The sequence below is a fragment of the Pseudoalteromonas sp. BSi20429 genome (assembly GCF_000238895.1).
GTDB classification, from domain to species: Bacteria; Pseudomonadota; Gammaproteobacteria; order Enterobacterales; family Alteromonadaceae; genus Pseudoalteromonas; species Pseudoalteromonas arctica.
The window spans coordinates 102654-126692 of record NZ_BADV01000115.1; the positions used below are offsets into that span (position 1 = coordinate 102654).

20 protein-coding genes are annotated in these 24039 nt (G+C 38.6%); 12 read left to right on the plus strand and 8 right to left on the minus strand.

What is annotated here, in order from left to right; translation table 11 throughout:
- The first annotated feature begins 275 nt into the window (after positions 1–275).
- Positions 276–1361 carry a hypothetical protein gene (locus P20429_RS00265; protein ID WP_007587251.1) on the plus strand — a complete coding sequence of 362 codons (1086 nt, stop codon included), beginning with the start codon at positions 276–278 and terminating at the stop codon, positions 1359–1361.
- 890 nt (positions 1362–2251) lie between these two features.
- On the opposite strand, the gene P20429_RS00260 is transcribed toward P20429_RS00265, so the two are convergent.
- Positions 2252–3271, minus strand: a complete 1020-nt coding sequence (locus P20429_RS00260) for a nucleotidyl transferase AbiEii/AbiGii toxin family protein (RefSeq protein ID WP_007587252.1) — start codon at positions 3269–3271, stop codon at positions 2252–2254.
- Positions 3253–4020: a DUF6088 family protein gene (locus P20429_RS00255; RefSeq protein WP_007587264.1), complete on the minus strand. Its 768-nt coding sequence runs from the start codon at positions 4018–4020 to the stop codon at positions 3253–3255. The genes P20429_RS00260 and P20429_RS00255 overlap by 19 nt, the downstream gene beginning before the upstream one ends.
- Positions 4021–4533: 513 nt before the next feature.
- Between P20429_RS00255 and P20429_RS00250 the strand changes: the two genes are divergently transcribed.
- The gene (locus P20429_RS00250; protein ID WP_007587265.1) at positions 4534–4818 is read left to right on the plus strand and encodes a hypothetical protein; all 285 of its coding nucleotides are present in this window, start codon (positions 4534–4536) and stop codon (positions 4816–4818) included.
- 383 nt (positions 4819–5201) lie between these two features.
- Positions 5202–5807, plus strand: coding sequence for a DUF998 domain-containing protein (locus P20429_RS00245; RefSeq protein ID WP_007587266.1), 606 nt, complete (start codon positions 5202–5204; stop codon positions 5805–5807).
- Between the two features lie 408 nt (positions 5808–6215).
- Here the strand turns inward: P20429_RS00245 and P20429_RS20790 are convergent, their stop codons facing one another.
- Both P20429_RS20790 and P20429_RS00235 read right to left on the minus strand, forming a co-directional pair.
- Positions 6216–6419, minus strand: coding sequence for a diguanylate cyclase domain-containing protein (locus tag P20429_RS20790; protein ID WP_007587267.1), 204 nt, complete (start codon positions 6417–6419; stop codon positions 6216–6218).
- Positions 6420–6516: 97 nt separating this feature from the next.
- Positions 6517–7434: a LysR family transcriptional regulator gene (locus P20429_RS00235; protein WP_007587269.1), complete on the minus strand. Its 918-nt coding sequence runs from the start codon at positions 7432–7434 to the stop codon at positions 6517–6519.
- 131 nt (positions 7435–7565) lie between these two features.
- Between P20429_RS00235 and P20429_RS00230 the strand changes: the two genes are divergently transcribed.
- The 4 genes from P20429_RS00230 to P20429_RS00215 all read left to right on the plus strand — a co-directional run bounded on the left by P20429_RS00230 (position 7566) and on the right by P20429_RS00215 (position 11160).
- Positions 7566–8705, plus strand: a complete 1140-nt coding sequence (locus P20429_RS00230) for an alkene reductase (protein WP_007587270.1) — start codon at positions 7566–7568, stop codon at positions 8703–8705.
- Positions 8706–9087: 382 nt separating this feature from the next.
- Complete coding sequence (locus P20429_RS00225; RefSeq protein WP_007587272.1) at positions 9088–9345, plus strand: hypothetical protein; 258 nt, start codon at positions 9088–9090, stop codon at positions 9343–9345.
- A gap of 378 nt (positions 9346–9723) precedes the next feature.
- Positions 9724–10488: a DUF6515 family protein gene (locus P20429_RS00220; RefSeq protein WP_007587273.1), complete on the plus strand. Its 765-nt coding sequence runs from the start codon at positions 9724–9726 to the stop codon at positions 10486–10488.
- 171 nt (positions 10489–10659) lie between these two features.
- The gene (locus P20429_RS00215; RefSeq protein WP_007587274.1) at positions 10660–11160 is read left to right on the plus strand and encodes an RDD family protein; all 501 of its coding nucleotides are present in this window, start codon (positions 10660–10662) and stop codon (positions 11158–11160) included.
- A 100-nt stretch (positions 11161–11260) separates the two neighbouring features.
- Here the strand turns inward: P20429_RS00215 and lptG are convergent, their stop codons facing one another.
- Entirely contained in the window at positions 11261–12328 is a 1068-nt protein-coding gene (gene lptG / locus P20429_RS00210; RefSeq protein ID WP_007587278.1) for an LPS export ABC transporter permease LptG, read from the minus strand.
- A complete protein-coding gene (gene lptF, locus P20429_RS00205; RefSeq protein ID WP_007587281.1) occupies positions 12325–13437 on the minus strand; it encodes an LPS export ABC transporter permease LptF in 1113 nt (370 codons plus the stop codon). Before lptF ends, lptG begins: the two co-directional genes overlap by 4 nt.
- A gap of 309 nt (positions 13438–13746) precedes the next feature.
- On the opposite strand from lptF, the gene pepA reads away from it, so the two are divergent.
- The 3 genes from pepA (at position 13747) to P20429_RS00190 (ending at position 18764) form a co-directional block, all read left to right on the plus strand.
- Positions 13747–15258, plus strand: coding sequence for a leucyl aminopeptidase (pepA, locus tag P20429_RS00200; RefSeq protein WP_007587283.1), 1512 nt, complete (start codon positions 13747–13749; stop codon positions 15256–15258).
- 150 nt (positions 15259–15408) lie between these two features.
- A complete protein-coding gene (locus P20429_RS00195; protein WP_007587285.1) occupies positions 15409–15855 on the plus strand; it encodes a DNA polymerase III subunit chi in 447 nt (148 codons plus the stop codon).
- A 53-nt stretch (positions 15856–15908) separates the two neighbouring features.
- Positions 15909–18764 (plus strand): valine--tRNA ligase, encoded by a 2856-nt coding sequence (locus P20429_RS00190; protein WP_007587286.1) that lies wholly within the window; start codon positions 15909–15911, stop codon positions 18762–18764.
- A gap of 113 nt (positions 18765–18877) precedes the next feature.
- Here P20429_RS00190 and P20429_RS00185 read toward each other — a convergent pair whose 3' ends face one another.
- Positions 18878–20128 carry an outer membrane protein transport protein gene (locus P20429_RS00185; protein WP_007587287.1) on the minus strand — a complete coding sequence of 417 codons (1251 nt, stop codon included), beginning with the start codon at positions 20126–20128 and terminating at the stop codon, positions 18878–18880.
- 294 nt (positions 20129–20422) lie between these two features.
- Here P20429_RS00185 and P20429_RS20960 point away from each other — a divergent pair, with 294 nt between their 5' ends.
- Positions 20423–20746, plus strand: coding sequence for a hypothetical protein (locus tag P20429_RS20960; protein WP_007587288.1), 324 nt, complete (start codon positions 20423–20425; stop codon positions 20744–20746).
- Here the strand turns inward: P20429_RS20960 and P20429_RS00175 are convergent.
- On the minus strand, positions 20706–21920 hold the full coding sequence (locus P20429_RS00175; protein WP_007587289.1) for an HD domain-containing phosphohydrolase: 1215 nt from the start codon (positions 21918–21920) through the stop codon (positions 20706–20708). The genes P20429_RS20960 and P20429_RS00175 overlap by 41 nt on opposite strands.
- A 352-nt stretch (positions 21921–22272) precedes the next feature.
- On the opposite strand from P20429_RS00175, the gene P20429_RS00170 reads away from it, so the two are divergent.
- A complete protein-coding gene (locus tag P20429_RS00170) occupies positions 22273–24036 on the plus strand; it encodes a lysophospholipid acyltransferase family protein (RefSeq protein WP_007587296.1) in 1764 nt (587 codons plus the stop codon).
- Positions 24037–24039: the final 3 nt, after the last annotated feature.

Genomic DNA, 24039 nt, shown 5'->3' on the forward strand with positions numbered 1-24039 from the left:
AGTTGATTGGTTAAACTACTCTTTGCACATATATTCATGAAAATTAGAGACGTGCGCATATTGTTCTATTTAACTTTTCTTTTAAGTTTTAGAAAACTTAGTGATAGTAATACCTTAGCTTATTTGTTAAAACTATATTATGTATAAAAATGAACGTAGCGTCGGCAGAAATATGCGCGATGAGCGCACTATTAAATTGTTAAACGTCTATTGGTGATGGAAGATCCACGCTCCTTTGGGCTTAATGATGTATTTATGGATCTTATGAGGGTTTTGTGTCAGTAAGTAATTTTGTGAGAGTGCTAATAACCGAACATGGTGAATGTTTCGCAAAAAATGTTGAATATTTAACTTGTGTTCCTTTTAATTCATCTTCAGCAAGTTCCGTACTTAATGTTTTTTATAACCGAGCCTTTCCAAATAATAGGAAAGATCTTAGAACTAGTTTGATTGGACAGGAGATAAAAAACTCAACGGATGGAAAGCATGATTTTAATTCATTTTCCAGTGATGTATGGAAAATCAAGACTATTGACAGATTGCCGAAAGGACTTGATTTTAACAGTGAAACACTAAACTATATTCGCGAATCAAATGGCTTTGTCCACAGGTTCAATCTAGCTGTTGAATTGACTGGAGATTCGTTGATTCAAGCTTTTGTAGATAATTACAGCAATGATGTGAAAACCAACAAATACTCTAATGCAAAGTCTCAGTTTAAGAAATACTTTTCCGTTAATCCTGATGAAAATCTTAGTTGGATGCAGGACATTGATATTAATAACCTTCCTATCTGGTTTGGAAGAGAAGAATGTAAATATCTTTGCGAGTTTATTCGCAGTGGAAAGTCGTTTACTGAAGCATGCAGTTCTGTAAACAAGAATGTTTTCGGCTATAGTCATGATGATATTAAGTCTTTTTGTTCTGTAAGTAAATCTGAAGCAAGAATTACACTTGACAATATTTTTGAGGCGGTAAAGGAAAAGATAAGCTCACCGCTGATTAGTCGTAGAAATCATGATCAAAATGAGTATGTTTACTTTGCTGTTCTGGGTAGTGACTTGATTAAAGTTGGTGGTTCTAAGTCTGATGTTAATTTAGAAAAAAGGCTTAAGGATCACCACAACTCTTATCCTGAGCTTAGCTGTACTGAGGTGTATCAAGTTCGTAGCTACATTCAGACAGAGAAAGTCATAAAGTCAGTATTTTGTGCAAATTTTGACATTGCTGCTTTTAAGTACAAAGATCCAAATAAAAAGAGAGAACTTGCTCAAGGGGAATATTTTTCCATTGAAAAATCCAGCCACCGTCGAGCGCTTGAGTTTTTCGATAAGTGTATTGAATTAGTTCCCCAAAAATAGACGTTTAACAAAGCATTTAAGACTGATTCCCAACGCTTGGAATTCTTCATTCCATCGTTGGGTTTTGTGTTTTCGGTGCAATGGATTAGGTAAGATGGCAGCGTTGCTCACACCTTAATGCGGCGTTGAGGCTGTAGAATTACTCTTTTTAAATAAAAATAGCCTGTTTTATTTGTTCATCTCCTTATGTGATTGATACTCATTGACTGCTAACATTTTAGTATTTATGCGACACGCAGTTTGTGTTGCATAATCGCTTGTTGAACTGAGGCACTACCTGCTCGCTATATCAGAGTTGGTGTTGTTTATGCTATGGGAATTTGCTTTTTATGGCCAAAACTATAGTAAGCCAATTTCATTGGCGTATCTCGCCTTATTTAAGCTTTCCCTGCACTGCTCAGCGTTGATTATGCTTCCATTACACCTAAATTTGGCTAGATAAGCAACTATATTTTACACGCACAATAGTTTCCAGCCTGAGCAATTAGCAGGTTAACTCATTGATTTTATGAAGCAAGTAAGGCTGCTAACTCGTTCTAACCATGTGATTTTCCGTCACACCTGAATTCATGACACCAATAAATCGTAAGATACCTACCTTGAATGACTGACAAGACCAATGCGGTATTAATAGCTCTTGCTCTGCTTTCGGTTTCACCGCTTTATGTAGTGTGGAAGCTTGAGCTTTTATTAGCCCTAACTACCGTCTCTTGATTGCTCAAAGCAATCATTAAGAATTTACTCTAACTTGTATTGGGGCAAAGGCGAGTTATATTCATAACCCATCGATGGACAATAGTGACTTAGCTAATGTCCAAAAAGTGCTAAGTAAGATCGCGATGAGCGCATCGAGATTTCACCTTATCCCTTTGGATTTTATTGTTATGTCTTTAGCTCATTGAGCGTAAGCAATCTTGGTGAAAAGAGCTATTTGAGTAGCTGACAAGCCTAGCCTGTAACAAACTAAATGCAGCAGAAATCTCATCAATGTCTGGGCTTCGCTCAGGTCTAGTCACCATTTTCTCGAAATCACCATAATAAGCTTCTTCTACAAGTTTCCAACATACTTTAAACTCGTGGAAAGGCTGGTTGAGGCCTATGTCACTATTTATCCAAGGAATATCAAATCTTCCAGCATGGTTAATATCATTCTGTACTGTTACCCCCATCATTTCAAAGAAAGAACAATCTGAGTTAGTGAATTCCTTTATTTCATCATGGCGCAACATTAATGTGATATCGTAGAAGTGACGAACCTTGTCTTGTAGTAAATCTCTCGTAGATGCAGCCATCAAACCCAAAATCTTCTCACAGAGCGTTCGTTTCCAACACAACACATTAATCTCAAAATCCTGAAGGTTAAACTCTTTAATAATGTCAGAGTTTCCGCTTTTAATTGCCCACTCAGCAATTAGCGTTCTTACTGGCTTTTTCTCAATAGGTGATGGGGTTGTAAATGCATTGCACTCGATTAAAATCGTCTCTTGGACTTCACCAAGGTCCTGCTTGGGATCAATTAGTGGGAATCGAACCCTTACTTTCTTGAACTTTGATCCTGAATTAAATCTTTCCCCTGTCTCTTCAAGATCTTTGCAGGCATTTTTAACAACCCGCTTAACTACCCTCTTGATTTTATTGTCACCCCATTCATTCCCCGGAATGATCGCTAAATCGATATCCTCTGAAAACCGATAGAGCACTTTGTATATCTTTGAAAGTGAGGTTCCACCTTTAAATACAACGCAATCTTTATCCGAAGATTGTGATAAATTAAGCAGAGATTTTGTTAAGAAGTAATCCTTTTCAACATAAGCTTGAGGTACATTGAATTCAGCAGCTGTGAATCGTATTACTTGATCAAATACCTTTTGGTTTTTTTCTTCATGTAGAATCAAAACGTAATATTCCATTCATCTTTATTTTTTACGTGCCGAGAAAGACTACCTAATCGATAATGGCTTCTTCTGCTCAAATCGTTCCTTATTTCAGAAAGAAACCCCTCAAAATTTGCATCGTGTTTTTCTTGATAATCATCTAGAATTGCACCGAACAGAGCCTTGGTTTTTTTATAACTTAAGTGTTTATATAACTTTCTCAAATTCTTGGAGTCATCAACAATATGTTGTATATACTCCTCTAATGAGTCAGATAAGCTGCCACCCTCAAAATCTTGAACTTTACTAATGTTGTTTAAAATATATTCCAGTTCATATCTAGCAATGTCCTTTTCTCTTACTGTTTCTTTGGTACGTTTTACTTCAATTTTAATTCCATATGCATTAATATGATGGGGAGCATTCTTCGATGTTATGATAGTAATAACAGAAGGAACTTGGGTACTAAGCCCTTTCTTGTTGAACAAGCTAGGTCCCACTGTATAGCCAACCTTTCTTTTATTTCTGTATGTTAAAGCGTGGATTACTTCTCTATAGGACGGCGGCAAATTACCAAACCTACTTTTTTCAACTTTATAAAATAATCCATCAGCAATCTTACCAATTGAACTATCATCATTTTTTTCATCTTTTTTCATGAAGTATGCAAGAGCTTTTGTTGTAGCAGATTTTGACTCTTTATACGCTTTAAGATCACTAACCAAAAAAACAGTGCCAGGCTTCATTTTTCGTATGTCAGATCTTACTTTTTCAGCTGTAGACATAATAAACCTCCGATTAACCTACTTCTATTATGAAGGCTATACGTAAAAAATCAACCACCGAACCCAAGCATTGACAATACCACATTGATATATAAAATAAATTCCGACTCAATAAAAATAAAATGTACCATAACGACTCCGGTTATTTTTAGGTCCCTATTTTAGGAAGGTAGCGTTTCTTAGAGTCCCTATCAGTCTCGTCATCTTTTTGAGCTTTAAGCTCGCCCTAGCTCATTTGAAGGCAGAAATGAGTTACATCTCAATGACCGCTATTGGCACTAAGCCGAACTTCGGCAAAGAGCGATAACCGACCATTCAGGTGAGTCGTCATTAACTTAGTAAGAATAAGTGAAAACCTCCCTCTTTTTCACATAGTAAAATAACCTTTCCTAAGCTTAATATTTATAGATGGCAATAACTTACACTATTTGCTATTAATAGAAACTCATACAATAAGGACGTTTTCGCGCTAACAAAGGGAAAGTGTCCTCTGATAGAGTTGTTAGGTTGCATATGAGCACTGAGATTGAACCAATGTATGTTGATTGTGGCGAACATGGTAAGCGAGTTGCAGCCGTCGTTTGTTGCCATTTGTTGAAACCAGAAGGTGTACCTGTAGGCTTTATTGAAAACTCTAGCGAACCTAATGACCTTCAAGCGTGGTGTTCCAAATGTGAAGCCTTGTTTGATGAAGAAGATGGTATGACTGAGAAGTTTCGAGCCTTTAATAAAATGTCAGTTGTGTGTGTCAATTGTTATGAAACATCAGCTGATTATCACAGCGTCGAGGCTCAATAGTGTTTGTTGTAGACCAGCAACCTAACAAGCCAAGTCAGCGGGAATTTTACTCGCTGAAAAACGCTCTTAAAATCCCCTGCTTGGGGCGTTACCACCGTCCGCTCATGGCACTTTGCAGAAGTCCACTTAGAACGATAATCGCACATTGAAAAATATTTAATTTATATTTATGGGAATAGATATTGCGACTTTGTACGATAAAATTATTAATTGCCGTTTCTCGTGCGAAATAACAAGCCATGATTTTCGGCTATTTTAATTAGCTGTTTACAAAGGTAATTACTGATAGAATTATTGTAGGATGTAATGTACGCCATTTTAGTGTGTTACAAACCACCAAAATAGAACAGGATAAGCTATTAGTTCACAAAGGGAGTTTTATAGTGTTTAAAAGTATTGCGGTCTATTCAGGATTAATTGCCACAATCTGGATCTTCATTGGTGTTTATGTAGCAGGTCGATTTTATGCAGGTTACGATCATTCTAAACAATTTTGTAGTGAATTAGGTGCGACAGGTAGTCCAACTGAAAAACTGTCTCCTTTAATTAATAACTATCCCCTAGGCTTTTTGTTTTGCTTTTTCGGCTGGTATTTAGGGCAGTTATCAAACGTTTCTATTTTAATAAATATTGTAGGTTGGTTAGTCATAGCTCACGGAGTTGGTACATGGGTAGCAGGCTATTTTCCGATGGACGCTGATCCATTTACTAAGAACCCAACTTTTAATTGTAAAGTACATTCTTGGGCTGGTTTTATCATGTTACTTTCGCTAGTTGTAGCGCCAATATTAGTAGCTATAAGCCCAACCACAGAAATTATCCCTCTATACTTCCGTATTTTTTCAGCTGTTTCTGTTATTGCTGCTGTTTATTATCTATTTGCTATGGTTAAAGCCGTAAAATCTCAAAGTAATCCAGGTATCTATCAACGAATTTCATATGCATTTCAGCTAATTTGGCTAAGTGTCTTTTCATTAGTGTTGATGTAACTATAAACTGTAAACGATAAGAAAATAAGATTCCTTAGCCCGCTTATGGCACATATCTGACAATTAAAGTTAAGACTTATTTATTTTAATCAATCAGTAAAAAATTATTGTTTACGTTATGTCTATTAGCTTAATTAAGCACTCGTAAGCACTATATCTATGCACCTAACCGCTACTAAAATAAGCTTTGAATATCATTTTTTTTAGAGGTGCTATTGACCATTTTTAGAATATAATTATCTACGATTTTAAGCATTACCTAGTCATTATCACTGTTTTGATACTAAAACCAAGCACAGGCTCTTTGTATAAAAGAGAAATTATGGTTTGTTACGGTATTTATATTTATCATCCTTGATATATTATTACCGTGTATAAAAATTAAATTTTATACACTAAGTTATTTTGTTATGAAACAACCCTATTGCGCCCTGTATTCTTTGCTGTATATAAATGTGTATCGGCTCGTTTAAATGCATCTACTGGGCTTTCACCTTGTATAACCTCAATTACACCCATACTTACCGTTGACTTAATTCTATGCAGTGTATGTACACACGCATCTAAATTTATAATTGCTTTTATTTCGCTTAAATTAGTAGGAAGTGACACAAGATTAAAAGTGCCTTTAAAGATAGTGCTATATAGTCACTTTTAATAACTGGTGTGATATAAATTATTTAGCTTACTAGAACGGTTAAATAACGCTTTATAAGTTTTGTAGTTGTTCTATCAACCATTTATGAATTGGACTGTTGTTAGTACGAGGGTGCCATGCGGCTATTACTTTAAATGTAGGTGGTAGCGCCTGCGTTTTAAGCTGTTTAACTTTGCTGTTTGGTAATAATCTTGATGGGTAAAACGCCAACATATCGGTTGTATGTAAAATGTCGGGCACTGCTGAAAAGCTCGGTACCGACATAACAATATTTCGCTTTAAACCCTTATTAGCAAACCATTGATCGTGTGATCCGCGTAAATTAGCGCGCGAAGGCGACACCACCAGCTGCGGGTGCGCTGCAATTTGCGAAAGTGTTAAGGGCTCATTTTCAAACTCATTTTTACAACCAGTAATACACAAGTGCTGCTCTTCTAGCAAAGTGACATACGCCAAGTTGTCAGGAATAAACTCAGGAAAGCTTATAAGCAAATCAAGCTCGCCTGCGGTTATAAGTTGATTAACGTTGTCGGATGCAAAGTCGCGCACTATAAGCTTTAAACCCGGTGCTTCGCGGCGAGTTATATTAAAAAGCTGAGGCAATAATGCCTGCGTTGCATAATCGGTCGCACTAATAGTAAATACACCTTTGTAGCTTTGTGGTGTAAATAACTCTGGCTCTAGCAAGGTTTCTAGTTGTTTTAATATATGAATAATAGGCTGCTGCATAGCGAGGGCTTTAGGGGTCGGCACCATACTATTACCTTGGCGTATAAATAAACGATCATCGAATAAGTCGCGCAGTTTTCGTAACTGTTCACTAATTGCTTGCTGAGTTAAACCCATTTTACGAGCCACTTGCGAAAGGTTTTTTAAATCAAGTAATGCGTTAAGCACTCTGAGCTGTTTAATATCGAGCCTATTAATACCATTCATAATTGTATCTAAAACAAAAAACTGTTGTTTCAAATTGTATCTTTAAAACTCTACCCTTACCAACATTGCTTAAGCAGCGAATTGCTGATTAAGCCCATCACAATATTTCACCTCGTTAAATGCGAGGTAATAAGCCATTAAGTTTGCTTTAAGAGAGAGTTTTAATGAATCACCCTATTTCAGATACCAACACGTTATTTTCATCTGTAGAACTTGGTCCTTTCACGCTTAAAAACCGTATTGTAATGCCACCACTAACACGCTCTCGCAGCACTCAGCCAGGTAATATTCCTAATGAATTGATGGCTGAATATTATGCGCAGCGCACGTCGGCTGGCTTTATGGTTACCGAAGGCACGCAAATAGAACCTCGAGGTCAAGGCTACGCTTGGACCCCTGGTATTCACTCGCAAGCACAAATTGAAGGCTGGAAAAAAGTAACAAAAGCCGTACACGCTAAAGGCGGTGTTATTTTTGCTCAGCTTTGGCATGTAGGCCGTGTATCGCACACGTCGCTACAACCAAATGCAGATAAACCGGTTGGCCCTTCAGATATTGTTGCTGACAATGTAAAAGTATTTATTGAAACCGCACCTACTGAGGGCGCGCTCGCTAACCCAAGTGAACCCCGTTCCCTAAGCACTGCTGAGGTTGGTGAACTGGTAAATATGTATGCTCAAGCTGCACGCAATGCTTTAGAAGCAGGTTTTGATGGTGTGGAGCTTCATTGTGCTAACGGCTATTTAGTTAATCAGTTTATTTCTGAGCACACTAATAATCGTGACGATCAATACGGTGGAACACTTACTAACCGCCTGCGCTTTTTAAAAGAGATAGTTGAAGCGGTAAGTGACGTTGTAGGCTCTGATCGTTTAGGTGTTCGCTTTGCTCCTTTATTTGAAAGCACAGATGAAACACGAGTGTATCTAGGACTTGTAGAATCAAACCCTCACCATACTTATGTACAAGCCGTTAAAGTGCTTGAGCAAGCTGGCATTGCTTACTTATCAATTGCGGAAGCTGATTGGGATAACGCCCCTGATTTACCAGAACAGTTTTACAAAGCGGTAAGAGCTGAATTCTCTGGTCGAATTATTTATGCTGGTAAATATACAGTAGAAAAGGCAATTCGTATTTTAGGCGAAGGTTACGGTGACTTATTTGCATTTGGTCGCCCATTTATAGCTAACCCTGATTTACCAGAGCGTATAGCGAATAATTGGACGTTTAACGAAGCCGATGCAGCGACTATGTATGGCGGCACCGAAGTGGGTTATAGCGATTACCCGTTTTATGAAAAGTAGCTAATGTAAACTCTAAACGATATAAAATTGGTATAAAACCAATACGGTTTTATACCAAGTAGCTTAATTAAGCTACCTGTTTTGAGGTAAGAAAACGGTGTTGATAACACTGCTAAATTTGTTATTAGTTGTTCTCGGCAATTGCTCTTGCATTGCTCTACCTTCTGCATTTATGCAACCGTATAGCAGTTATTTTTTAATAGAGTTAACGTTAGATTTAATCCCTCAAACTGATTAAGTATTACTGCGGATTGGTATTATCGTCAAGAATAGTAAAGATAAGTAAAAGGGTGTAAAGCCTCCCTGTATTGCCCTTACATGCAGTTGGCATTCAGTTTCAAACGTCAATACTAGCCATGTTAACCACAAACGAGGCAATATTATGAAACTTACATTTATACTACCGGCACTATTAGTTATTGGCACTTTATCTAGTTCTGCATTTGCAGCATCACATGATAGATATACAAAGCAAGAATATAAAAAGGTTCAGCTAAAACGAGAACTGAAAAAAATTAACCAAACTAAGGTAATCAAGTATGTTCCAGTTAAAGTTGTTAAAAGAAACGTTAATAACACAGCATTTGTTAAAGTTAATGTCATAACGTATCACCCTAGCCTTAAATTTATTAAAAGATAAATGCGCACTTTAAAATATAAAGTCATGTTTGCGGCAATAAACAACGCGCCGCAAACTTAGCTTTTTACACCATTTAAACTCTATTATTGGTATTTTCCCATCTAAAATGCACGGAAATAACGTTTTCTAAGCACAACAAAAAAGTCCAAATACATAATTTAATAGCAAAATTATTAAAATATCTCTCGTAATAAATATACTTACAAAGAACAGAGTCACCCTCAAAAATCGTCAAAAATAACTAAGTATGTCAATAACTGTCAGTAAAATGTAAAAAGCTGTAAGCATAGCTCCGTTTGCTGTTATATGTCAGTTAACATTCAGTTTGAACCGCTAGTATTGAACCCAGTTATGTAAAAACATAAACGAGGCAATACTATGAAACTTACTTTTTTACTACCTGCACTGCTCGCCATTGGCGCAGTATCAGGCTCTGCGCTTGGAGCACAAAACGAGCGAGAGAATGATAAAAGCTTTAAACGTGACCACGACAAACGTGTTGAATATAAACGCGATGAACGCCGCCATGAAAAAAAGCAGCGTATTGAGCATAAAAAAGAAAAACGAGAAGACCGTAAGCAAGAAAAACGTAAACTTGCTAAGTACAAGCAGGAAAAGCGTGAACAATACCGCTACAACCAGCGCAAATATAACTACTTAACAAACCATAATAATTCAGTCGCTTACAGACAAAATCGATTTATAAACCATTTACCACGCAATAGCGCATCGATTAGATTTAATGGTATTTCGTTTACGTTTAACGACGGCCTTTACTACCGTAAAGCTAGAAGAGGCTACCACGTAGTTACGCCACCTAGAGGCCTGCGTATAAATACGCTACCAAGAAATTACAGGCATTTTAAGCATCACAATACCACCTACTACACATATCAAAACGTGTATTACGTCGCAAATAATGACGGTTATACAGTGGTTGATGAGCCACCAACCCGTCTTAATCAGGCAATAAAAGTGGGTAATGTGAATGATTATAGCTTGGGCCAAACTTACGATTCATTGCCTCAGGCAGCACAGGCCGTAATAATTAACTCGCAGCAGTATTTTAAATACGGCGATATTTATTTTTTACCGCAAATAAGTGGTGACGACATAAAATACCTTGCTATAAAGCTAGGTTAAATCCGCTATAAATTAAAAGACCTTGCTACCAATAGCAGGGTCTTTTTCATTTCCCCTGTAGGTAATAACTTAAAGCAATAAAATCAATTCCCTCTCTAAGCATTAACATGTCTTAGTATTTGTAAGCTTTTTTGCTAAACTAGCTCGCATATTAATAGTGAGAGTGTATTTATGTCGGGTGAGTTTCCACGTGCTGGTTTTTGGCGCCGTTTTGCGTCGTTAGTTTACGATACGTTAGCCATTATTGCGTTTGCGATGTTAACTGTAGTGCTGTATTTATTTGCAGTACAAGGGCTTATTTCTCTCGATGTAATTAGTTTAAACGGCGCAGAGGATGTATCTGCCTTTATTCAAAATTCAAATCTTCTTTCGGGTATTCGTACCGCTCTTTTAATTATTGTTACCTTAGTATTTTTTGGCTACTTTTGGACTAAAAGCGGGCAAACCATTGGCATGCGTGCATGGCGTTTAAAAGTACAAACTCTTGAGGGTAATTTAATTAGCTGGCCGCAATCAATTATCCGCAGCGTTAGCGCTTTACTCGGTTTAGGTAATTTGGTGGTGTTAGTAGATTTTAAAAACAAAAAAGCACTGCAAGATTACATCTCTAAAACAGAAGTTATTGCGCTTACTAAAGAAGAAAACAGACGTATTTATAGTGAGCTTGATTAATACCAGCTTTCAAATCGTGAGTTAAGCGGTAGTTAGGCAGTAATTAAAAAGCAAAAAGGGTGACCACTGGTCACCCTTTTTCATGCTATGAATAGGCACTCTATACCCGTTTATTCATCAAATATGTCGCAAAGCCTATAAATATAATACTGGGCAATACCGCACCTATAATGGCAGGTATTTGGTAAACCATAACTACAGGGCCAAATATTTCATTAGTTAAGTGAAACACAATCCCCGTTACAACACCCATAATAATACGTGCGCCCATAGTAACGGTACGTAGTGGGCCAAATATAAACGAGAGCGCCACCAGCAGCATTACCGCAACAGATACTGGCTGCATCAACTTACGCCATAGAGCAAGCTCATAGGTACTTGTGTCTTGTTCGTTTTGCTCTAAGTAACTTAAATACGACCAAAGCCCAGTAAATGAAAGTGACTCCGGTTTTACCGAAACAACCCCTAACTTTTCAGCTGTGAGTTGCGAAGGGTAAAACTCTTCTGGTAATTGCTCTGTTGTGGTTTTTTCGCTAGTAATAATAACCTTATTTACGTCACGAAGTAGCCAACCTTCTTTTCGGCTCAGTGCATCTCTTGCTTTAGTAATCTGGGTAAGCTCTAACGATTTATCAAAGTGGTACATGTGTACCCCGTTGAGCCTGCCGTTTTCATCAACATCTTCAATATTAATAAAATTATTGCCGTCTTTAGCCCATACACCTTTTTGTGTATTAAACACATCGCCGCCATGTATTGCTTGGTTTCGCATTTCTTTAGCGTGTAATTGCGCTTCAGGTGCACCCCATTCACCAAGTGCCATCATGCATACAGCCATAAATATGGCCGTTTTCATCACTGAACCAATTATTTGTAAGCGCGACATACCAGCGGCTTGCATCACTACCAGCTCACTGTTTGAGGCAAGTGCCCCCAAACCCGTTAAGCCACCAATTAGCGCGGCCATCGGAAAAAACACCACTAAATCGCCAGGTATTGTGTAAAGCGTGTAAAGCATTGCGGTCATTAAGTCGTAACTGCCGCGCCCTACCGACTTTAACTGGTCGATAAATTTAATTAAGGTGCTAATACCAACAAGTACCAGCAATGCAAAGCCAGTAGTTTGTAAAATACTGCGGCCTAAATACCAATCAAGCGTTTTCATCATGAGCCTAACTCCCGCTTAGTTACAACGGCTTTAAGCCAAGCGCCCAGTGGTCGCCCTTTTATAATTAATAACCCACCTATAAACAAGGCACTTAGATGAATCCACCACAAGCCGATTGAAGGCGGGATTTTGCCATCTTCAACTGCAAATTTAGCGGCATTTAGTAAAATAAAGTAGCCTAAGTACAAGCTAATAGCAGGCACTAGTTTTGCAAATTTACCTTGGCGAGGATTAACCACACTTAGTGGCACTGCCAGTAAGGTAAGTAGCGGGATTGATAACGGAATAGCGAGTCGCCATTGCCATTGAGCAATAGATTCAGGAGTGTTTATAGCCAATAATTGGTTAGTTGGCACAGCCTCTAATTTACGGCGTTGATGCTCTATTTCTTGTTCTCGTATTTGTACGCTGTAACCGTCAAATTCTGTTAAATTAAGTGCAGGCGTTGTGCCGTCTGTTTCGTAACGTTTACCGTCTGTTAGTACTAGCTGTTGCTCACCATTTACGGCTTCAACCACAACACCTTGCTGTGCATATACTAAGCGCGCTAGATTGCCTTTTTCGCTATCAGGTAACTGTGCAACAAATACCTTATTGAGCTCTTTGCCGCCTTTTTCAATATTATGAATAAACACCACGGCTTTTTCGTTACCGGTTTCTTGAAACCGCCCAGCTCTTAGTGCAGATAACCCCGCATCGGCTTTGGCTTGTTCTTTCAATTGATACTCTTGCTCGCTTGCCCACGGCGCTATATACATAGTCAATGCAGCGGCTAATATGGCAAGCCCAACGCTTGATATAAGCGTTACGCGCACAACATACCATTCACTTACGCCACAGGCTTTAAGTACGGTCATTTCGCTATCGGCGTAAATACGGCTGTAAGCCAAAATAATGCCTAAAAATATACTCAGCGGAAGTATTAGCGAGGCTAGTTGTGGAAGCTTTAGTGCAATCATCGATAGCACTAATTTAGCAGGAATGCTGCCCTCAGAGGCATCACCTAAAATACCAACTAACTTTTGTGACAAAAAGATTGTCATTAAAGTTAAAAATACGGCGACCTGCGATTTTAAAACCTCAGCGGTCAAATAACGGAAAATTAGCAATGCTCGCCCCTGTTAAACATGGAATTTCACTACGATAGTGAGAATTGAATAGTTAAATAGCTATTTTACCCAATTAATACCGGCAAATAGGCTATTATTATAAGCCATCAAATTTAATTATCCTACCTAAGTGCACGATATAATGTTGCATTAGTAGCCCTTAAGCATATAAAGTTCAATTACACAGTAAGAGTCTAGCAAAATCAGCTAAAATTAAAATTATCCGCACATAAGTTACGTAGATAAGACTAGAAAATACTTTTTTAGCCCCAACTTACTAACTTAAATGACTCAAAATCAGGAGTGACAATGGAATTTAACGTAAAAAGTGGTAGCCCAGAAAAACAGCGCAGCGCATGTATTGTGGTTGGCGTTTACGAGCCACGTAGGTTATCCCCCATTGGTGAACAACTCGATAAAATTAGTGATGGCTATATCTCTAATTTACTTCGCCGTGGCGACTTAGAAGGTAAGCCAGGCCAAGTTTTATTATTGCATCATGTACCTAATGTATTAAGCGAGCGTATATTGCTTGTTGGTTGTGGTAAAGAGCGCGAGCTTGATGATAAGCAATATAAACAAATTATTTCTAAAACTATTAATACCTTAAACGAAACAGGCTCTATGGAAGCAGTCTGCTTTTTAACAGAGCAACACGTTAAAGGTCGCGACACTTACTGGAAAGTTCGTCAAGCAGTAGAAACAACGCAAGATTGCTTATATACGTTTAACCAATTAAAAAGTAAAAAAGTAGACCCTCGTCGCCCACTTCGTAAAATGGTGTTTAACGTACCAACACGACGCGAACTAACGATTGGCGAAAGTGCCATTGAGCATGGTTTAGCCATTGCTGCAGGTAGTAAGCTATGTAAAGACGTGGCTAATATGCCACCAAATATTTGTAACCCAGTGTACTTAGGCGAGCAAGCACAAGAGTTGGCAACTAATTTTGACAACATCACTGTTGATATTATTGGCGAAAAGCAAATGGCAGAACTAGGCATGAATTCTTACCTAGCTGTTGGCCGAGGTAGTGATAACGAATCAATTATGTCGATTATTAACTACAAAGGCGCCGCTGACGACCAAGCCCCTATTGTACTTGTTGGTAAAGGCTTAACGTTTGACTCAGGCGGTATTTCATTAAAACCAGGCGAAGGCATGGACGAAATGAAATACGACATGGGCGGCGCTGCAGGTGTTATTGGCGCAATGCGTGCACTTGCACAAATGCAATTGCCAATTAACGTTATTGGTGTTTTAGCTGGCTGTGAAAACATGCCTGGCTCAAACGCGTATCGCCCAGGTGATATTTTAACAACAATGTCGGGGCAAACAGTTGAAGTGTTAAACACCGACGCTGAAGGTCGTTTAGTATTGTGCGACGCACTAACGTACGTTGAACGTTTTAATCCAGATACGGTTATTGACGTAGCAACACTTACTGGCGCTTGTATTGTAGCCCTTGGCGCGCATGCGACTGGTTTACTATCAAACCATAACCCACTTGCACACGATTTATTAAAAGCGTCTGAGCAAAGTGGCGACCGCGCATGGCAGTTACCGTTATGGGATGACTATCAAGATCAACTAGAGAGCCCATTTGCTGACTTTACAAACTTAGGCGGACGCTCTGCGGGTACTATTACTGCGGCATGTTTCTTGTCTAAATTTACTAAAAAGTATCATTGGGCGCATTTAGATGTTGCGGGTACAGCGTGGCGCAGTGGCGCTAAAAAAGGCGCAACGGGCCGTCCTGTTCCAATGCTTACTCAGTATTTATTAAATAGAGCTGGCGTAAGTGAAGCCGCTCAAGATTAAACACACTGTTTAGCTACTTATAAGGCGCCGTTTGGCGCCTTATTTATTTGTGTATTAATTGAAGCAAACCCCGTTATATGGCAAAATCTGCCTCTTAATTTATGTATATCAATTTGGTATGCATTCAATGTCATGGGAAACCCCGATACAATGAACATGAACGCTAAATTTTTCGTTCTAAAGCAACAAGATGAGTCTAAAGCGAAGGCTGACGATCATTTTGCTTTGGCTGCTCAAATTGCGGCCGATCAGTATCGAAATGGGCAGCGTGTGTTTATTTGTGTTAACGATAACGAAGCTGCCTGTGCCATTGATGAAATAATTTGGGCATTCGATCCAGATAGTTTTGTGCCACATAATTTACAAGGTGAAGGCCCTAAAGGCGGCGCACCTGTAGAAATTGGTATTACGCCACCTGTTGGCAATCGTAAAGTTTTAATTAACTTGGCTACTCAATTACCGGATTACATTCGTCGGTTTAACCAAGTTTTTGATTTTGTACCCGTAGAAGCAGCGGCTAAACAAGCAGCCCGCGAGCGTTTTAAAAAGCTACGCCAACTCGGTGCCAATCTCACCACGCAAGATATTAATAGCTAGCCAATCAGGCAAACTAACCAACTAATTTAAGTACTTATTTAAGGTTCTGTGTAATGGATAAAACCTACAATCCGCAAGATATTGAACAGTCTCTATATCAAGACTGGGAACAAAAAGGCTACTTTAAGCCATCTGGCAAAGGCGTACCATATTCAATTATGATCCCGCCGCCAAATGTCACTGGTAGCTTACACATGGGCCACGCCTTCCAAGATACAATAATGGATACCCTAACGCGTTTTAAACGTATGCAAGGTAACAACACATTATGGCAAGTAGGTACTGACCACGCAGGTATTGCAACGCAAATGTTAGTTGAGCGTAAACTGCATGCCGAAGAAGGCAAAACACGCCACGATTTAGGCCGCGAAGATTTTATTAATAAAATCTGGGAATGGAAAAAAGAATCGGGCGGCACTATTACCAAACAACTTCGTCGCCTTGGCGCATCGGTTGATTGGGATCGTGAACGCTTTACCATGGACGATGGCCTATCTGAAGCCGTTAAAGAAGTGTTTGTACGCCTTCACAAAGAAAACCTAATTTATCGTGGTAAACGCCTAGTAAACTGGGATCCTAAATTACACACTGCTATTTCTGATCTTGAAGTTGAAAACAAAGACAAAAAAGGCCACATGTGGAACTTACGTTACCCACTGGCTGATGGCGTTACAACGCAAGACGGAAAAGACTACATAGTAGTAGCAACAACTCGTCCAGAAACCATGCTTGGCGACTCGGGTGTTGCAGTAAACCCTGATGACGAACGCTACATAGATTTAATCGGTAAAGAGATTTTATTACCTATCGTTAATCGTCGTATTAAAATTGTTGCTGACGAACATGCCGATAAAGATAAAGGCACGGGCTGTGTAAAAATAACCCCAGCGCACGACTTTAACGATAACGAAGTGGGCAAGCGTCATCAAATGCCGATGATAAACATTTTCGATAAAGACGCCGCTATTTTAACCCAAGGTGAAACATACACTTTTGACGGTAAAGAGCTTGAGTTTGATGCGCCAATTCCTGAGCGCTTGCGCGGGCTTGATCGTTTTGCTGCGCGTAAAGCGATTGTGGCTGAATTTGAAGAACTAGGCCTACTTGAAAAAATTGAAGACCATGGCTTAACGGTTCCTTACGGCGATCGCTCTGGCGTGGTAATTGAGCCACTACTTACCGATCAATGGTATGTACGTGTTGCACCACTTGCTGAACCGGCAAAAGACGCTGTTAAAAACGGCGATATTCAATTTGTACCTAAGCAATACGAAAACATGTACTTCTCGTGGATGAACGACGTACAAGATTGGTGTATTTCACGCCAGCTTTGGTGGGGTCATCGTATCCCAGCTTGGTACGACAATGAAGGTAACGTATTTGTTGGTCGCGACGAAGCTGAAGTACGCCGTGAAAACAACATTGCAGATAACGTAACGCTAAGCCAAGACGAAGACGTACTTGATACGTGGTTCTCATCAGCGCTTTGGACTTTCTCTACACAAGGTTGGCCAGAAAATACCGATGATTTAAAAACCTTCCACCCGTCTGACGTGTTGGTAACTGGTTTTGATATTATTTTCTTCTGGGTTGCGCGCATGATTATGATGACGCTGCACTTTGTAAAAGACGAAAATGGCAAACCACAAGTCCCGTTTAAAACTGTGTATGTAACTGGCTTAATACGTGACGACAATGGCGATAAAATGTCTAAGTCAAAAGGTAACGTACTTGACCCACTAGACATGATTGACGGCATTGAACTTGAAGACCTAGTACAAAAACGTACTGGTAACATGATGCAGCCAAAACTTGCCGCTAAAATCGAAAAAGATACGCGTAAAGTATTTGCAGGCGGTATTGAAGCACACGGCACCGACGCCCTTCGCTTTACCCTTGCTGCAATGGCATCTACCGGTCGTGATATTAACTGGGATATGAACCGCCTTGAAGGTTACCGTAACTTCTGTAACAAATTATGGAACGCGAGCCGTTACGTATTAATGAATACAGAAGAGCAAGACTGTGGTTTTGCAAACGGTGCTCAAACGGAGCTTTCATTAGCTGACCGCTGGATTTTAGGTCAATATGAAGCAACCATTAAAACCTACACAGAGCATTTAGATAACTACCGTTTTGACTTAGCTGCTAACACACTTTACGAATTCACTTGGAACCAATTTTGTGATTGGTACTTAGAGCTAACTAAGCCGGTATTATTTAAAGGTAATGAAGCGCAGCAACGTGGTACACGTAATACACTTATTACCGTACTTGAAAGCTTACTGCGTTTAATGCACCCAATGATGCCATACATCACTGAAACTATTTGGCAGCGTGTTGCACCACTTGCAGGCCTTGAAACAGCAAACACCAGCATTATGGTTCAGCCGTTCCCTGTATATAATGAAGCAAGCGTTGATGCTAAAGCAATGGACGACTTAGAGTGGGTTAAACAATTCATTTTAGCTATTCGTAATATTCGTGGTGAAATGGATATTAGTCCAAGTAAACCACTTAGCGTATTACTTGCTAATGCATCGAGCGACGACGTGCGACGCATTGAAGAAAACAAATCATTTTTAGCATCACTTGCAAAAATTGAAGAGTTTACAATGCTTGAAAACAAAGACGACGCACCAGCATGTGCAACGTCTTATGTTGGCAACCTTGAGATCATGATCCCAATGGCGGGCTTAATTGATGTGGAAGCCGAGCTTTCGCGTATTAATAAGCAACTCGAAAAAGCAGAAAAAGGCCTAGCACAAGTGCAGAACAAACTCGCTAACGAAAAGTTTGTAAACAACGCACCTGAAGCTGTACTTGCTAAAGAAAATGCAAAACTGGCTGAGTTTAGCGATGCTAAAACTAAGCTACTTGAGCAAAAAACTAAAATAGAAAGCTTATAAGCTTTCATAAAATGCCTATTAACACTATTTAATAGGTATTAAAAAAGCCGCTCACTTTAATTAAAGTGAGCGGCTTTTTTGTGCCCTGTGATTAACCACAAGACACTTCTACATTAAAACTTGTAGTTGTACTGAGCGCCAATAAGTACTGCATTACCTTCTGACTCAAACTCAAATCCATCTTCTTCAAAGTTCTGAGTTTTACCACGGATAATACTTACACCAAGATCAACGTTAGAGCTTTGATCAATTGTGTAGTTACCACCGAATGAGAACCAAAAACGATCTGTATCTGGGATAGAGATCGACAGGTGATCTTGTGATACTGGAGACTGATCAAATGCTACACCAGCACGAAGTAATAAATCTTCGTTATATTGGTAATCTGAACCAACAGCGAAACGGTATGAATCAGAGAAGCTTTCATCTTTATTAAATGCGCTAAATTTATCGCCAGTTGGAGCTGTAACTTGTGCTTCTAATGAATCAAAGCTACTCCAACCTGTCCATAAAATACTGTAATGAAGACCAAGTTTTTCATCTAACTGATGAGAACCTGAAAATTCAGCTATTGCAGGAAGTGTTATTTCAACAGAACCAGGTAATTCAGTTCCATTTAATCCACCAAAAGCTGTTGGTATTTGATTCGAGTAATCACCTTCGAATGTAATATCTGTTTCTGTACGATAATTAAAACCAAAACGGCTGTTATCATCTAGCTGATACATTAAACCAACATTTAAAGCGTAACCTGTATCATCACCTTCCAAGTTCACAACTTCAGTGCTTGAAGCAAATGGTAAACCAGAGCCAGCATGACGCACAATAGTTGCATCAGCGTAAATTACGTTTAAGCCAATACCATAGCTAAACTTTTCAGTAACTTTATAAGCAACGCTTGCATTTAAGTTAACGGTGAAGATTTCTGTTTTACCAGCAATCTGTCCTGCTGAGTAGTCATCGTCAAAGTCTGTTGATAAACCAAAGTTAGAAAATGCACCAAAACCAATCGATACTTTATCGTTGTAAGGCATAGTAAAGTAAGCTGCTGGTACCACTGCACTTGGTGCAATGCTATCGTCATCTAATGAAGATTGATCAATACCAGTTGGCGCGCCTTCACCTTCTAAGCTTACATCTGGAATTACACCAATAGCAGCAACACTTAGTTGCTTTTCTTTAAATAAAGTCATTAGTGCAGGGTTACGTGCAACTACAGACGCGTCGTCTGCGATAGAAGCTTCACCAGCGTATGCACGGCCTAAACCCGATGCATTTTGCTCTGATAATTGAAACGCAGCTGCAAAGCTATCAGCTGAAACAAATGCAAGCGAAGCTGCAATAATAGTTTTAGAAAATTTCATTGTTGAGTCCTTAACCAAACTGACCGTCTGGGTACTATGTGTGTTGTTATTAGGATTTAAAACTTGGCTACACTACCTTAATTTTTTGTAAAAAACTCTATGAAAGTGTCAAAAAACAGCAAAAAAACCGATTTTTAACCACATTTTAACGACAAATTAACGGTAATTTAAAACTCATCGGACTAGAAGTGTGGTATTAGAGTAAACACTCTAAATGTAATTAATTATCATTTAGATTGACTTGAAATTAGTAGCAACTTACACTCATTATAAAATCGCAATGGAAGTAAAACTGTGATCATTTTATTTATTATTACAGGGCTAATATTTTGTGGGGCGAGTGTGTTTTGCTTTTACAAAGCAAACTACTGCGCATGTACTCAAGCAGGACAATGCGATAACCCCGTAAACCATTATTGGTTAGGGGCAATGTTAAATGCGTTGATCTCTTTAGCGCTGTGTTGTTTTGCATTGCACGTAGAGCTAGGCACTTTGTTATGGTTAACACTGATGGGAAATTGCTTTTTGGGTGCGTTTATTTCTGCAAAACAAACTAAAAAAAGGCAATGCAGTAAGGCTAGTTCAGCAAATGCTCTTTTAGCAGGCGAGACAAATTAATCTGATAATCTAAGGGCTTAACACTTGATAGTATTTTAAGCTCTTGGGTGTGCTCACTTAAATCGATGTCTTTCGGTGTAACATGATGATTGTGCTTAGCATTATAAAATAGCTTAATTTTAGGTTTAATAGGATTTAATACGTTCCCTTCAAGCACTAAGGCTAAACGTTCATTCGTTAATTTTACAATAGTTCCTACCGGATGAACCCCTAAACACTTTATAAAACGTTGTACTAACTCACCATCAAACAATTGCTTATTGGCTAATAAGTACCGCAATGCGTTGATTGGTTCATCACCATCTTGATGCATTCTATCGGCAGTCATTGCATCGTACACATCTACAATTGCCATTATACGCGCTGGACGACTTAACTTCTCTGCCTGTAGGCCTCGCGGATAACCAGAGCCATCTAAGCGCTCATGATGATTCACTATCATATCAAGCATAAGGGGTGTTATACCCTTCTCGCCTTTAACTAAACCTAAACCTTGCGCTACATGCTTTTTAATCGCTAAGAGCTCATTATTAGTAACCTTAGTTGGCTTTGAAAATATACCCTGCGGTAATTTAGCTTGGCCTAAATCATGAAGTAACGCGCCCATGGCAAGCTCTTGCACAACAGCCATTTTGTACCCTAAGTATTTAGCAAATACAGCGGTAAAAATGGCGCAGTTGATCATATGCCGCCAGTTATAGCTGTGTTTATCTTTTATACGAGTAAGAATAGTCATGGCGTTGGCGTTACGAAAAACTGAGCTGACTATTTCGCTGGCTATTTCATCAAGCACTTTTATATTAACACTCAGGCCAGATGTTAAGTCACCGTATAACGACTGTAGCTTTCGGCCATGCTGATCGTAATTGACACTCGCTTTAGCAAATTCTTGTTCAATTGAGATTGCTATAGGTGTTTTTTCGGCTTTTTGCTGGCTATTAGATGTTTTAGGTTTGCTTTGAGGCTTATATTTGGCAGGAACTGGGGCATCACCTTTAGCAAAATCTATAAGCAGCTCAAGCACCCCTTCAGAGACTAAACGCTTAATAATAGATCTATCGCGCACTAAGCCACTGGTCTTAATTTTTATGCTATTGATCCCTTCATGTTGCTTAGTAACGCTATCAACATACATACCAGGAGTAAGCTCAGACACGGGCAAAGTAATTAGCATAAAGGCGGGATTTTTCTATTAAGGAATATGTACCTTAAATAGCATTAATTAAGCCTAAAAGTCTAGTTTTTGAGTTGTAAGTAGTTATATATAACTAAAACCATTATTTACAGCCCTATTAGAGCTGCACTGTAATTCTGATTATTTTACTTTTTAATAATTAAACGCTTCCATCTCAACTACACTAAATTGCTTATCACTAAAAAGCAGGTGATTTAGCTATAAAATTTATCTAATCATTATAAAAAAGCGAACTTTATTAACCTTTCTTGAACATAATATTGTTTTGCCTCGGTCTCAATATACACAGCACTTAATAACAACTGCTTTAAATTCTTAAGAGTACTAATATATGACAAAACTAAACCACCCCGTATCAAACCTAAGTGTGGCTGCAATAAACACAGCCTCGCCTTTGGGTCATATATTAAAAATAGCCGCTCCACTACTCGATAGCTTATTAGGTATAAATAAACTGCGTGATATATACCTCTCTAATAATTTATCGGGTTTAGATAAGCAGGAGTTTAGTGAAAAGCTTTTAAATGTATTGGGTATTAATGTACTTGGCGCACAAGGTGTTATTAACAAAATACCTAAACAAGGCCCTTGCATAGTAGTATGTAACCACCCTTATGGCATGATTGAGGGCGTAATAATTGCCAAATTACTCACCCATTATCGTAGCGATACTAAAGTAATGGCTAACGTTGGTTTAAAAATATTTACAGAAATTAAAGATTATTTTATTTTTGCCAATCCGCTAAAACCAAAAGCAGCCATTAACACCAGTGCAATTAAACAGTGTTTTAAACATGTAAATAACGATGGTTTACTTGTGGTTTTTCCTGCTGGCAGGGTTTCGTTTTTTCAATCAAAAAAACAACGTGTAACCGACGGTCAATGGAATCGCTTAGCGGCTCAACTAGCCTTAAAAACACAAGCCCCTTTATTACCTGTGTTTATTAGTGGTCAAAATAGCCCTATGTTTTACAATTTGGGACGTATTTACTACCGATTTAGATTATTAATGCTAATACGTGAATTACTTAAAATTCAAAAAAGGTCCATTAATTTAGGTGCTGGTAATTTACTTACACCCAAGTTATTAAATAAATTTGAGAAAACTGACGAAATTAACGATATTGCGCGCCTGCTTTGCTATTTAAACGATGAACGCTTTGTAACACCTTGGCAAGAAGATGCCCAGTCAATGCAACTAAAAGCGATTATGCAGGATGTTGATAAAACAAAAATGACGAGTGAACTTGCTAGCTTACCAAGCGAGCAGCACTTATTAGACTTCAAAAGTTACTCCGTTTATTACGGTTATCAAGATCAAATACCTAATTGTGTTGCTGAAATAACACGCCTTAGAGAAATAACCTTTCGTACATTAAACGAAGGAAGCGGTGAGTCATGTGATACAGATAAGTTTGACGCAAGCTACATGCATTTATTTATTTTTGATCATAAAAATGAAGAGATCATTGGAGCTTATCGAATTGGACAAACTGATTTATTACAAAAAAATAGCGACGTGAGCGCCCTTTATTTATCGCAAATGTTTAATTTTGAACCCTCTTTTATCAATCAACAACAGCCGTGCTTGGAAATGGGTCGCTCGTTTATAGTTCAAAAACATCAAGGCAGTTACCATGGCTTATTACTGCTATTTAAAGGGATCGGTGCGTTTATGGCGCAAAACCCACGTTATAGGACTTTATATGGCACGGTTTCATTAAGTAAGCTTTACGACCCTCGTTCTGTCGCAATTATTGACCATGCTATGGTTAATAATAAACAAGGTGTTAGCGCCAATACGCCTTTTAATAATAAAATTCATCCAGAGTTTGAAGACTTTATTAGTGATCACACGTTAAACATAGATCATGTATCAACATTGGTTATGGGAATAGAAGAAGATAAAAAAGACATACCGATTTTATTAAAGCAATATCATAAGCTAGGCGCTCAATTTCATTGTATGGGAATTGACAGTAACTTTAATCACACCCCAGGATTACTTTTAAGTGTGCACCTACCAAGTGCGCCTGAAAAGCTACTTAAACTCTACCTTGGTGATAAAAAAGATGATTATATAAATCACTCATAATTT